Below are 12,894 nucleotides of genomic sequence, written 5' to 3' on the forward strand. Positions count from 1 at the left end.
GTTAAAATAGCGAAAAAGATAAACGAGAAAAGAAATGCAAAGTTGGACTGAAATTGAGCAAATGTTGGCTTCTGGCAATTTACAAGAAGAACGTACTTATTTGGAATACAAAGAAGCAAAAAACGATTTACCTAAATCGTTTTGGGAGAGTTATTCGGCATTCGCCAATCAGTCCGGTGGCTTTATTTTATTGGGAATATCTGAAAATGGTGGTTTGCATATTTCAGGTGTGCAAAATGCTGAGCAAATTCAGGAACTTGTTTTCTCTCAATCTCGTAGCCGTGAAAAAGTGAGCGCAGCCTTGTTAAGGGATGATGATGTACGATTGTTTAATATACAAGGTAAACAAATTGTCGTTGTTTATGTGCCAAAAGCAGAAGCTACTCAACGTCCTGTCCATTTAAACCAAGATTTCCGCCGCTCTTATGTACGATTAAAAACAGGCGATCATAAATTAAATGAAAGTGAATTACGCTCTTTTCTCTCAAGCTATACCCATAAAGATTTTGATGGACACATTTTGCCTTATGCCACACTTGACCATTTAAATTTAGGTACGCTGAACAAATACCGAAATTACCTCAAATCGCATAACCCAACATCATCCTTATTAACACTCTCCGATGAAAAATTTATTGAGGAAATTGGAGCATTGTCCCACGATATTATTCAAAATAAACAAGGTATTACCTATGCCGGTCTATTGCTGTTTGGTAAAGGAAATATCATTAAATCAGTATTTAAATCTTTCTTTTTTGAATACTATGAGAAAAGTGATGAAAACCATCGCTATGATTTACGTATTACTGATTTTGATTTAGATGATGGCAATTTATTTGAATTTTATCTCAAAATTGCCCCCCTCATTACGGCGTTAGGTAAAGACAATCATTTCAAATTAGATAATCTCACCCGTACCGAAGAAAATGAAATTACCGACTCCTTGCGAGAAGCCTTAGTAAACGCGATTGCTCATGCGGATTATTTTAATGATGCACGCCATCTGAAAATTATAAAAACTAAAAATCAGATTAGTTTTGAAAATGCAGGAGTAATGCTTATTGATGTTCATCAGGCAATTATCGGCAATCGTTCGGAATGTCGAAATGGTACTATTCATAACATTCTGAGACGGATTGGTTTGTGTGAACGACAAGGACAAGGTGTGCGAGATATTTTTACTCATTGGCAAAGCCGTTACTTCAACACACCTGTTTTAGAAAGTGAAATCGATTACACCAAATTAACACTTACTTTTCACGACGGTAAAATTGCAAATTGGGAAGAAAAACTTACCGCTTGTTATGGCTTGCGATTTAGCAAATTAAAGCCAATCCCGAAAGATTGCTTACTTTATATCGCTATAAATGGACAACAAGCAACACACAAAGATTTAGTTCAGGGTATTCCACAATATACAGGGCGAGCAATTACACTTGCTTTGGCTCATTTAAAAGAAAAAGGTTTTGTGAAAACATCAGGCGAGAAGCGTAGCGAGTTGATTTATCATCTTGTTGGGATTGAAGAGGAAATCGAAAATGAGTCAGAAAATGATTATATTGAGATTAAGGACAAACAAGAGTCAGTAAACTCCTTACTTAACAATGCATTAGAAAATCCAGCTCAACCAGAAAACAATATAACACTTCAAAAAAGTGACCATAATAAGCAAGAAACACCCCTAGCTACACCCCTAGTTAGAGAAGAAACGCCCTTAGCTATACCCCTAGCTAAATTGTTAGCGGCGTTGGGAAATGAAGAAAAAGGGATTGTGCAATTAGGTATTGATTTGGCAGTAATGGATAAGAAAAATATCCGAAAAACTTATATCTCTCCTGCATTAAAATTGGGGTTAATTGAAATGACATTGCCGGAAAAACCAACAAGTCCAAATCAAAAATACCGTCGTAAAAAGGGATAAAAAATGATTACCGAAAAAGACTTTGAAAACGAAATCGAACGCTTTTTGTTGGAAAGCGGCGGTTATGTGCAGGGCAAAAACAGTGAGTACAACAAAGACACGGCGCTGTTTGAAGTGGACGTGATCGCCTTTATTCAAGCTACGCAGCCGCAAAAATGGGTGAGATTGGAAGCGGGGCAAAAAGCGAATGCAGGTTCGGTGCTGATTAAAGCGTTATGTCAGGAGTTGGAAGCGAAAGGTTCGCTAGATGTGTTGCGTCACGGTTTTCGTTGCTATGGTAAAACCTTTCAAATGGCATATTTTGCCCCGAATACGTCTCTCAATGAAAAAAGTGCGGTGAATTATGCGGCAAATATTTTAAAGGTGACGCGTCAGGTGGTGACGGAAGATGGTGAACGTCCTGATGTGGTGTTGTCGCTCAATGGTATTCCGCTGGTAACGGTGGAGTTAAAAAATGTGTTGTCGGCAACCCATTGGACAGTCGAAGATGCCATTGAGCAATATCGCCAAGATCGTAACCCCAAAGGCAGATTATTCGCCTTCAAAAGGCGTACCTTGGTGCATTTTGCGGTGGACACTGAAGAAGTGTATATGACTACCAAACTTGATGGCGAAAATACCTATTTCTTGCCGTTTAACCGTGGCAATCAAGGCGGTAAAGGGAATCCGCCCGTTGAAGGTAATGTGAAAACAGCATATTTGTGGGAAGACATTTTAACTCGGCACAGTTTTTTGGAAATTATTGCCCGCTTTTTGCATTTGAATGTGGAAGAAAAGAAAGTGCGTACCGAAAGCGGTTTACGTTTGCTGCAAAAAGAAACGATGATTTTTCCTCGTTTTCATCAGCTGGATGCCGTACGTAAGTTGATTGCCCACAGCCGTGAATATGGAGCAGGTAAAAACTACTTAATTCAGCATTCTGCAGGTTCGGGCAAGTCAAATACCATTGCATGGCTGGCGCATCAGTTAAGCTCGTTGCACGATGTCGATGATAAAAAGATTTTTAACTCGGTCATTGTGGTTACCGATCGTGTCGTGTTAGATCGCCAGTTACAAGCCACTATCAGTCAATTTGAACATAAAGATGGCGTGGTACAGAAAATTGAACAGGATTCTAAACAGCTTGCCTTGGCGATTGCCTCCGATGTGCCGATTATTATTACCACCATTCAAAAATTTCCATTTGTGATGACCGCACTTTCTCGCCAGCAGGAAAAGGGGGTGAATGTAGAGATTTCTACTGTTGGCAAACAATTTGCCGTCATCGTGGATGAAGCTCACAGTTCTCAAAGTGGCGAAGCGGCAATGGAGCTGCGTAAAGTGCTAAACAAAGACGGTATCGAAGCGGCGGTAATGGCGGAGTTTTTAGACGACGATGATGAAGATGGTTTAAGCGACACAGCAAAAAAACAACTTTTCATCGAAGCCGCCAAACGCCAACGCCAACCGAATTTGAGCTTTTTTGCTTTTACGGCGACACCAAAATGGAAAACCAAAGCCTTGTTTGATGAAATCGGTGAAGACGGCAAACCCCCATTTCATTATTACACTATGCGTCAAGCCATTGAAGAGGGTTTTATTTTGGACGTGTTGGCAAATTACGCCACTTGGGGGCAATATTTCAAGCTACTGAAAATCAGTGAGAGCGATAAAGAATTAAGCAAAACTAAAGCGAAAAAAGCGATGATGCGTTTTGTGGAACTCCATCCGAGTGTGATTGCACAAAAAGTAGAAATCATTGTTGAGCATTTCCGTACGACGACTATGCACAAAATCGGAGGGCGTGCCAAAGCGATGGTAGTCACAAGCGGTCGAGAAGCGGCGGTTCGTTACAAATTGGCGTTTGATGAATATATCAAAGAGAAAGGCTATACAGGGATTAAATCTTTAGTCGCCTTTTCAGGTGGCATTACGTTAAAAGAAGCGCCTGAAAAAGAATATACCGAGGCACTCATGAACGGCATGCGTGAAGTGGATTTACCCGAACAGTTTGCATCTGACAATTACCAAGTGTTATTGGTGGCAGAGAAATATCAAACCGGGTTTGATCAACCTTTGTTGCATACGATGTTTGTGGATAAAAAATTGAGCGGTATCCAAGCGGTGCAAACGCTTTCTCGTTTAAACCGTTGTGCAAATGGCAAATCGGATACCTTTGTTTTGGATTTTGTGAATAAACCCGAAGAGATTTATAAGGCATTTAAGCCGTTTTATGAAGTCACTGAATTAGGCGATATTCCTAGCAGTGAAAAACTAGATGAGCTGGCGGGAACCTTAGATCAGTGGAAAATCTATTTTCAAAATGAACTACGACAATTTGCTGAAATTTGGTTTAACGCTAAGCAGCCAACGGGGGCAGAACATAAACAGCTCAATAGTATTTTAGATAAAGCCGTGGCAAGATTTTTAGCTATTGGCGGCGACATTCAGCAAGGATTTGAAGATTTGAGTGAGCTGAAAACCGAACAGCAAAACCTGTTTAAAAGCCAACTGAAAAGTTATTTGAGTCTGTATCAATTTGTGTCACAGATAATGGATTATAGTGATGATTTGCACGAACAACGCTATATTTATCTGCAAGCCCTGCAAAGCAAACTGCCTTTCGATGCCGACCGCAACAAGGTTGATTTAAGCAAAGACGTGGTGTTGCATTACTATAAATTGCAAAAACGCAGTGAAGGTAAAATCCTGTTGGGAGAAGGTGATGCTGAACCACTGAAAGGCGCAACGGATGTTGGCACAGGGCGTGCCGATGCCACGGATGAACTCAGCAATATGGTTCAAGAAATCAACGGTGTTTACGGTACGCAATTTACTATTGCCGACCAACTTTTCTTTGAGCAAATTATTGAGGATGCATTGGCGAACGATGAGATTATTGGGGCGGCTCAAAACAATACCTTAGAAAGTTTCACGGTTTATTTCGCCGATAAGTTGCTGGATTTATTGTTCAAGCGTATGCAAGGCAATGAAGACATCAGCAACCAAGTGATGAGTGATGACAGTTTGCGAAATCGTGTGGTCAAACGTTTGGCCAAACAGATTTATCAACGTAAAGCATAAAAATGCCGTCTCAAATGCTATTAATAAAAAGTATCATCGTGTGATGTAATAATTGAATATTTATTATATAAAGCGTTAAACCCGGTATCTCAGTTAGATGTGATGGTGGAAGTGACTAAGAAATTGCGTGCCGAGTTGGTATAGGAAGGGTAGAGTAGGGATGCTCACGAGAGAAGCGCACTCAGGTGCGCTTTTTATTTAGTGAAAAAGCGTGCCGAATCTTTCCAGTTCAGCCCAAATTTCTTCACTAAATTCTTGTTTTACTTTTTTTTCTAATTCGGCAAGAGATTGTATCAGTTTGTAGAGTTTTTTATACGTGAAACGTTGAACGATATGTTGATAAAGCCCACGGCGGTTCTGCCAAATTTTCAAGCGGTCAAATTCGGCTCGTAAATTACCGGTAAACAGTGGTCGGTTTGAGTGTAGTATCGGTTGCGGTGAACGGGTGATCTCAAGAATTACGGTGAGTTCTTTTTGAATAATACGTAAAAGCACCACAGGCTGAACATCTTCATTCTGCAAATGATGTAAAATGCGGGACGCACGGCTAATTTTGCCTTCCAATAACGCATCAATCCATTGAAACGGGGTAAATTGTGCCGATTGTTCAATGATTTCTTTGACACGGTTAAGCCCGATAGTGTCATCATGGAAGCGTAATTGCAACATCTGCAACGCTTGTTTCAGTGCCAGTAAATTCCCTTCATAACTAAAACAAAGGAGTTGAACCGCTTCTTGATCGAGATGAAGTTTCATCGATTTTGCCCGATGTTGTAACCATACGGGCATTTTAGTGATATCCGGCGTTTGGCAGTTGACGATAACGGCTGATGATTCTATTTGATTGAACCACGACTGCTTTTCCATCGGCTTGGTAAATTTCGGTAAGTGTAAAATAAAAAGCAAGTCCGAATGAGATAAAGCGAGTAGGTCGGCAAGCTGTTTTTGCTGTGCTACAGTGATATTCTCCGGCAAATTGAGTATAAGAATTTGTCGATTAAAAAACAAACCGTTGGATTGGGCTTGTTCAAACAGCTCTTCCCATTTCGTCTCGTGAGTAATCGTGACTTCAACTTTTTCGTCAAACTCTTGCGAACGGGCAATGTGATAAATCTCGTCTTTCGCCTCGCCGACTAATAGCAGATCCTGCCCGGTTAACAAATAATAAGGTTGTAAGCCTTTTTCTAGGGCAAGCGGCAAACCTTCCGGAAAAATACGTTGAGCCATGGTTTATTGTGCCGGTTTGGCTTGTGACAATTCTTTTTGCAAGCCGGCGACTTTGATTAACAGTTGATGTGACGCTTGCTCATACATTTGGCGGATAATCGATTCTTGTTCGGCGGATTTCGCTAATGCGGCACGCGAATCGTCAAAGAAAGTTCGATGTACCGAAACTTCAAGCGGATATGAGCCTTTATTCGGCACGGTAACCGTTGCTTTCACTTTTAGGCTCAGGATTTTTTCCGCTTCACGGGCTTGTTTAAACACCGAGGCAACATGGGACGTGCTTTCCGTTGAATTCAAACGTAAGTTTGCGACGTTTTCCGCTTTCGGAACGATGTTGATATCACTGAGTAACATTCGATGACGTAAAATACGAGACATATCACTGTATTGATCGGCACTCTCAAAACTGAGTGTACGTAATTCAGCCGGGAACATTTCATTATTTTTAAAATGCCAACCGCAAGCGGTCAAAAACAGCACAAAAACGAGAGAGAGTTTTTTAAACATAATTTCTCCTTATGCTTTATAGCTAGCGCGAGCGTCTCGCTCGTGCTTTCCATATCTTATTTGGTACGAGCGAGACGCTCGCACCAACATTAAATAACGCGTTAGCCTTTCACCGCAAAACTCAACATCTTAAACGGTACATAGATTTCTTTCACGATTTCTACCCCTTCAAGATATTTCGCCACATTTTCATCGGCTTTCGCAATGGCTTTGACTTCATCTTCTGTCGCAGTTGCAGAGACGGTAATTTTGCCACGCACTTTACCGTTTACTTGCACTACAACGAGTTTTTCATCTTCTACCATTGCTTTTTCATCTGCCACAACCCAAGGTGCAAAGTCGATTGAACCTTCATTGCCTAAGGCTTGCCATAGTTCAAAGCAGATGTGCGGAGTGATTGGGTAGAGCATACGGATCACCGCATTTAATGCTTCTGCCATTATCGCTTTGTCTTGATCATTAACAAGCGGTGCTTTAGTGAGCTTATTCATCAATTCCATAATTGCGGCAATTGCGGTATTGAATGTTTGACGGCGACCAATGTCATCACTTACTTTCGCAATGGTTTTGTGTACATCACGACGTAAATCTTTTTGCTCTTTGTTTAATGCCGCAGGATCTAATGCAACTGTGGCTGGCGATTGTGCATATTCATAGGCTAAATTCCAAAGACGACCTAAGAAACGTTTCGCCCCTTCTACGCCAGACTCTTGCCATTCTAATGTCATTTCAGCAGGGGAAGCGAACATCATAAATAGACGCACGGTATCCGCACCATATTTTTCCACCATCTCTTGTGGGTCAATACCGTTGTTTTTTGATTTTGACATTTTGGTCATACCGCTGTGTACCAACGCACGCCCTTCTTTGTCAAAGGCTTTCAAAATACGCCCTTTTTCATCACGTTCAACGGTCACTTCTGTTGGCGACACCCAAATACGTTCATTGGTCGGGCTGGTGTAGTAATAAGCATCCGCTAACACCATACCTTGACAGAGTAATTTTTCTGTCGGTTCATCGCTGGTAACAAAGCCTGCGTCACGCAGTAATTTGTGGAAGAAGCGGAAGTAGAGCAAGTGCATTGTCGCGTGTTCAATACCGCCGATATACTGATCCACAGGTAGCCAGTAATTCGCTTCTTCTTTGTCTAACATACCTTGTTGGTATTGTGGCGACGCATAACGTGCGTAATACCAAGAAGATTCCATAAAGGTGTCGAAAGTATCTGTTTCTCTTAATGCCGGCTGACCGTTATAAGTGGTTTTCGCCCATTCCGGATCTGCTTTGATCGGGCTTTTCACACCGTCCATCACCACATCTTCAGGTAATACCACAGGAAGATCTTGCATTGGTACGGTGACGGTTTCGCCATTTTCAAGGGTAAGCATTGGAATTGGCGCCCCCCAGTAACGTTGGCGAGAAACGCCCCAGTCACGCAAGCGGTAATTAACTTGACGTTTACCGATCCCCATTCCTTCTAATTTATCGGCAATGCCTTTGAAAGCACCATCAAAATCTAATCCGTCAAATTCCGCAGAGTTAATCAATGTACCGTGTTCGGTCATTGCCGCTTTGCTGAAATCCCATTCAGAACCATCAAGCGGTGCGATCACCTGTTTAATTTGCAAATTGTATTTTTGAGCAAATTCAAAATCACGCTCATCGTGCGCAGGCACAGCCATTACCGCCCCAGTGCCGTAGTGCATTAACACAAAGTTGGCGACCCACACCGGTAACTCTTCGCCTGTTAATGGGTGAATAGCAAATAATCCCGTCGCCATACCTTTTTTCTCCATGGTGGCAATATCCGCTTCCGCCACTTTGGTATTTTTCGCTTCTTGAATGAAGGCGGCTAATGCAGGATTGCTTTCTGCCGCAAGGGTTGCCAACGGATGAGCCGCTGCGACTGCCACATAGCTTACGCCAAAGAACGTATCCGGGCGAGTCGTATAGACAGGTAAAGTTTGATCAGTGCCTTTCACTTTAAAAGTGATTTCAACCCCTTCAGAACGACCGATCCAGTTACGTTGCATCGTTTTGACTTGATCAGGCCATTGCGGAAGGTTGTCTAAACTGGTTAATAGCTGCTCGGCATAATCGGTGATTTTAATAAACCATTGTGGAATTTCTTTTTGTTCCACCGGGGTATCACAACGCCAGCAACAGCCTTCGTGAACTTGCTCGTTCGCTAATACTGTTTCATCATTCGGGCACCAGTTTACCGTTGAGGTTTTCTTATATACCAAGCCTTTTTTATATAATTCGGTGAAGAACCACTGCTCCCATTTATAATATTCAGGACGGCAAGTGGTCACTTCACGATCCCAGTCAAAGCCAAAGCCTAATGCCTTGAGCTGATTTTTCATATATTCAATATTTTCATACGTCCATTTTGCCGGTGCAGTTTTATTTTTTACCGCCGCCCCTTCCGCCGGCAAACCGAATGCGTCCCAACCCATCGGTTGTAACACATTTTTGCCGTTCATACGTTGATAGCGGGAAACCACATCGCCGATCGTATAGTTACGCACATGCCCCATATGCAGACGACCTGACGGGTATGGGAACATCGATAAACAGTAATATTTTGGTTTGCTTTCGTCTTTAATTGCTTTGAAAACTTTATTTTCCGCCCAGTACTGCTGTACTTTAGGCTCAATCGCACTCGGATTGTATTGTTGTTGCATCATTTTTGACCTTTAAATTTCATCGAAAAAATTGTGCTATAGAATAGCGTAAAAATGGGATTTTTTGAAATGAAAGCGGTGAGATCGAGGGGATTTTTTGCAAAATCAAATAGACGAAAGGGATGGTACAGATCACAGTCACCATCCCTTTATGAAATTAACGCTTTTTAATATTGCTATTAGAAGCCGGCTTGTTTTTCCAATTGTTCAACTAGCGCTTCGTCTAATTTTAACGCTTCGGCAAGTTGAGACAAGAAGACAATTTCTTTACGGGATAAATCTTGGCAAACCAAGCGGGCTGCAAGGTAAACTTGGCTGGCTAAAGCCGTGTCGTTCCCGACGACTTGAGCAATTTCTTCAACGCTTGCCGGCTCGTGCATTTCGTTCAGTAACCATTGTTGTAATTCAGGGTCGTTACCGCCCTCTTTTAAGATTAATGCTTCTTCATTTTCATCCAATGCACCGTCGGAAACCGCCGCAGCAAGCATAGTACGTAAAATAATCGCCCCTTTTTCTTCCGAACTATCGTCTTCAAACGCATTTGCCGCAATATCGGTTGCTTCGTTCGGTTTATTTTTTTGATAGTCTTGATAGGCTTTGTAAGCAAGGCTGCCAAGTGCGGCGAGTGAACCTAATTTGGTCAGGTTGGCACCGCCGTTTCTACCTAACACCATTGATAAAATACCGACTAATGCGGCACCGCCGCCTACTTTGGCAATGGTATCCGTATTGCCTTGTTTGATTTCTTGTGCGGATGATTTTGCCGTGTTAAGTACAGAACCCAACAGGCTGCCTAAATCCGATTTGCTTTGATTCGCGGTGTTACCGACCGATTTTAATACACCGTTAAGAATATCATTAAAGTTCATTTTGTTTCCTTTTTGTTTATGTAAGACGTTGCGTAATAGACACTATTTTTATGAAATAATTCAATGTTTTTCCGCAATAAATTTCTTTGCCAGAGCCGAAAGTATATCAGTAAGATACACCAGTAATAAATAACAAATTAAATAAAGGGTAATTTCAGAGTAATGGAAAAAACTCATCGCCAGTTTAAACTGCATACCTAAGCCGCTTGCCCCAACAAAACCGACAATCAGCGTTGCCCGAATAATGTTTTCCATACGATAAAGAATGTAATTGAGAAAAGCACGCATCACCGCAGGATAAATCCCGTAAAACAGAATTTGATTTTGCGAAGCCCCGTTTTGCATTAAATGGCGGATCGGTTTTTCGTCCATATCCTCAACTACTTCGCCGCACAGTTTGCCTAATACGCCGAAGTTGTGAATGGCTAATGCCAAGGCTCCCGGAATGATCCCCGGTTTGAAGATAAAGACTAAAATCATCGCCCACATCAATTCCGGTACAGATCGGCTAAACAGAAATAGCCCCCGACTGAGATAATAGGCGGCATGGTGATACCAATGTGTTCTGTGGCGAAAATTCCCTTGCGCTACGTTGCGAGCGGACGGCAGAACCAAAAGGAACATCGCCATGCCTGCAATGCCCGTTGCCAGAATACTCATCACAAAGGTTTCCCACGAGAGCCATAGGGCTTTTTGCCACATTTCAGGGTCAAGATAGGCAGGTAGCTCTTCACCCACACCTGCCATTCCAGCTAAAAATTCCGTGAGATAATCCCAATTTTCCGCTCGAAACAGTTCACTCAGTGCGGTGGGTTGGTCTTTAAGAATATAGCCCCACGACAGCCCGATAAGCCCTAACACCACCCAAAAAGAATAGCGGATAAAATAGCGGTCAAGATGTTTTCTCATTTTACTCGGCTCCTGACAGCGTAGCTCCAGCGATCAACCAAAACAATTAACCCGACAAGGAAGATCAAGAATGTCCAAACCTGATCGTATTTCAGATCTTGTAGGGAAAGCTGAATTTGCATGCCGATCCCTCCCAATCCGACAAAAGATAGTACAGATGAAGAACGGATTGCACATTCAAGGCGATACATGGTATAGCTCAACATTGTTGGCAAGGCCTGGGGCAGATAACCATAAATCAAACATTGTAGTGGCGTTGCTCCTGCTTCTTTTAATGCAAAAATTGGCTTAGATGGCACCGCTTGTAACGTATCTGCATAGATTTTGCCTAAGTAGCCGGAATAAGGAATGGCAAGGGCAAACACCGCACCTATCGGATTTAACCCAACAGCAGCCACAAAGAACCACGCCCAAATCAATTCGTGAATGGCACGTAGAAAACCCAATATCGCCCGGGCAGTCCCCTGCAAAAAGAGTGAACGAAACAGCACACCGGAAGCAAAAATGCTTAAGCAAAATCCGCCAAGCATAGACAAAGAGAGGGTAATCAAGGCATAGGCAAAGGTGAGCCAAGTGGATTGCAAGGCGAGTATCAATAAATCGGCAGAAAAGTCGGGGGATAATAAGCTGGAAAAGAGTCGGGTAAGCGTCGCCCAACCGCCGGAGTGCATCAGCCCTTTGTCGTTATCCACGGCAAATAGGCTCAACAAAAATGCAAGCAATAATATGCCCGTCAGCAAATTTCGCCGTTCATTGAGTCCAAGCGGTCGGTTATGTTTCATTTTTTACCAATCCGTATAACGCATTAAGTTGCTCTTGGGTGACTTGCTCTGTTTGCAAATCAAACACTATTTTTCCCTGCTTAATGCCGATCATGCGATCAAAATAGGTTTTGGCATATTCCACCGAATGCATACTGGCAATCAGCGTTTTCCCCTGCTCTCTCACCAGCCCGGTCAATAATGCCAAGACATTTTGAGCATTGACCGGATCGAGTGCGGACACCGGTTCATCGGCTAAAATCAATTTGGGGCTTTGAACTAACAGACGAGCTATTGCCACACGCTGCTGCTCACCGCCCGACAGTTCAGCAGTCGGCTGATTGATTTTATCCAATAGCCCAACGGCAGCAAGTGCTTGCTCTGCAATGTGCTTTTCTTGCGGTTTAACCAAAGAGAACAGAGATCGCCAAAAGCCCCACCGGTTCAGCCTGCCAGCCAAGACATTGTGGATAACTTCCAGTTGTTTGACTAAATCATACTGTTGATGCAGCATACCGACCTGTTGGGCAAACTGTTTGTTATCTTGGTAGTCTTGAATATTGCAATTTTCCAGCCAAATCTCACCGCTTGTTAAAGGCACGGCACGCATAATGCTATTCATTAATGTCGATTTCCCCGATCCGCTCGGCCCGACTAACGCCACGATTTCACCTGAGCGAATGGTTAAACAGATGTCGTCTAAAACGGCTTGCTTGCCGAAATGTTTGGTGGTGTGGTGGAATTGAAGAAGTGGGGTTTTCATATTTTATCAATATCAATTCAGTGTTAAAAAATTGTCTTCTATATTACGTTCTCACTTCGCTATTTTAGTCTGCCAAATCTCCCCTAGCCCCTCTTTGCTAAAGAGGGGGATCAGATCGAAGGAAATATACATTCATCTGAAAAATCAAATACTTTACGTTTATGAAGTACTTCGATCTTAAAATTTA

Annotated in this window: 9 protein-coding genes; 2 read left to right on the plus strand and 7 right to left on the minus strand. The window is 42.4% G+C overall.

The window, feature by feature from the left end; genetic code table 11:
* Window positions 1–34 precede the first annotated feature (34 nt).
* The gene (locus ACEYKX_RS01240; protein ID WP_373780365.1) at window positions 35–1,921 is read left to right on the plus strand and encodes an RNA-binding domain-containing protein; all 1,887 of its coding nucleotides are present in this window, start codon (window positions 35–37) and stop codon (window positions 1,919–1,921) included.
* Window positions 1,922–1,924: 3 nt separating this feature from the next.
* Entirely contained in the window at window positions 1,925–4,984 is a 3,060-nt protein-coding gene (locus ACEYKX_RS01245) for a type I restriction endonuclease subunit R (RefSeq protein ID WP_373766927.1), read from the plus strand.
* A gap of 198 nt (window positions 4,985–5,182) precedes the next feature.
* Here the strand turns inward: ACEYKX_RS01245 and holA are convergent, their stop codons facing one another.
* From holA to ACEYKX_RS01280, 7 genes are all read right to left on the minus strand, one after another.
* Window positions 5,183–6,211, minus strand: a complete 1,029-nt coding sequence (gene holA / locus ACEYKX_RS01250) for a DNA polymerase III subunit delta (RefSeq protein WP_373766928.1) — start codon at window positions 6,209–6,211, stop codon at window positions 5,183–5,185.
* Between the two features lie 3 nt (window positions 6,212–6,214).
* A complete protein-coding gene (gene lptE, locus ACEYKX_RS01255; RefSeq protein ID WP_373766929.1) occupies window positions 6,215–6,718 on the minus strand; it encodes an LPS assembly lipoprotein LptE in 504 nt (167 codons plus the stop codon).
* Window positions 6,719–6,819: 101 nt separating this feature from the next.
* Window positions 6,820–9,405: a leucine--tRNA ligase gene (leuS, locus tag ACEYKX_RS01260; RefSeq protein ID WP_373766970.1), complete on the minus strand. Its 2,586-nt coding sequence runs from the start codon at window positions 9,403–9,405 to the stop codon at window positions 6,820–6,822.
* 179 nt (window positions 9,406–9,584) lie between these two features.
* On the minus strand, window positions 9,585–10,274 hold the full coding sequence (locus ACEYKX_RS01265; RefSeq protein WP_373766930.1) for a tellurite resistance TerB family protein: 690 nt from the start codon (window positions 10,272–10,274) through the stop codon (window positions 9,585–9,587).
* Window positions 10,275–10,334: 60 nt separating this feature from the next.
* Window positions 10,335–11,183: a PhnE/PtxC family ABC transporter permease gene (locus tag ACEYKX_RS01270; RefSeq protein WP_373766931.1), complete on the minus strand. Its 849-nt coding sequence runs from the start codon at window positions 11,181–11,183 to the stop codon at window positions 10,335–10,337.
* Entirely contained in the window at window positions 11,180–11,965 is a 786-nt protein-coding gene (locus ACEYKX_RS01275; protein ID WP_373766932.1) for a PhnE/PtxC family ABC transporter permease, read from the minus strand. The genes ACEYKX_RS01270 and ACEYKX_RS01275 overlap by 4 nt, the downstream gene beginning before the upstream one ends.
* Complete coding sequence (locus ACEYKX_RS01280; protein WP_373766933.1) at window positions 11,955–12,707, minus strand: phosphonate ABC transporter ATP-binding protein; 753 nt, start codon at window positions 12,705–12,707, stop codon at window positions 11,955–11,957. The genes ACEYKX_RS01275 and ACEYKX_RS01280 overlap by 11 nt, the downstream gene beginning before the upstream one ends.
* Window positions 12,708–12,894 lie beyond the last annotated feature (187 nt).

The sequence above is a fragment of the Glaesserella sp. genome, assembly GCF_041817755.1.
GTDB lineage: Bacteria > Pseudomonadota > Gammaproteobacteria > Enterobacterales > Pasteurellaceae > Glaesserella.

Bases quoted from the DNA above. Each gene is read 5' to 3' on its own strand.
- ACEYKX_RS01240 (WP_373780365.1), top strand. From the start codon at position 35: ATGCAAAGTTGGACTGAAATTGAGCAAATGTTGGCTTCTGGCAATTTA.
- ACEYKX_RS01245 (WP_373766927.1), top strand. From the start codon at position 1,925: ATGATTACCGAAAAAGACTTTGAAAACGAAATCGAACGCTTTTTGTTG.
- holA (WP_373766928.1), bottom strand. From the start codon at position 6,211: ATGGCTCAACGTATTTTTCCGGAAGGTTTGCCGCTTGCCCTAGAAAAA.
- lptE (WP_373766929.1), bottom strand. From the start codon at position 6,718: ATGTTTAAAAAACTCTCTCTCGTTTTTGTGCTGTTTTTGACCGCTTGC.
- leuS (WP_373766970.1), bottom strand. From the start codon at position 9,405: ATGCAACAACAATACAATCCGAGTGCGATTGAGCCTAAAGTACAGCAG.
- ACEYKX_RS01265 (WP_373766930.1), bottom strand. From the start codon at position 10,274: ATGAACTTTAATGATATTCTTAACGGTGTATTAAAATCGGTCGGTAAC.
- ACEYKX_RS01270 (WP_373766931.1), bottom strand. From the start codon at position 11,183: ATGAGAAAACATCTTGACCGCTATTTTATCCGCTATTCTTTTTGGGTG.
- ACEYKX_RS01275 (WP_373766932.1), bottom strand. From the start codon at position 11,965: ATGAAACATAACCGACCGCTTGGACTCAATGAACGGCGAAATTTGCTG.
- ACEYKX_RS01280 (WP_373766933.1), bottom strand. From the start codon at position 12,707: ATGAAAACCCCACTTCTTCAATTCCACCACACCACCAAACATTTCGGC.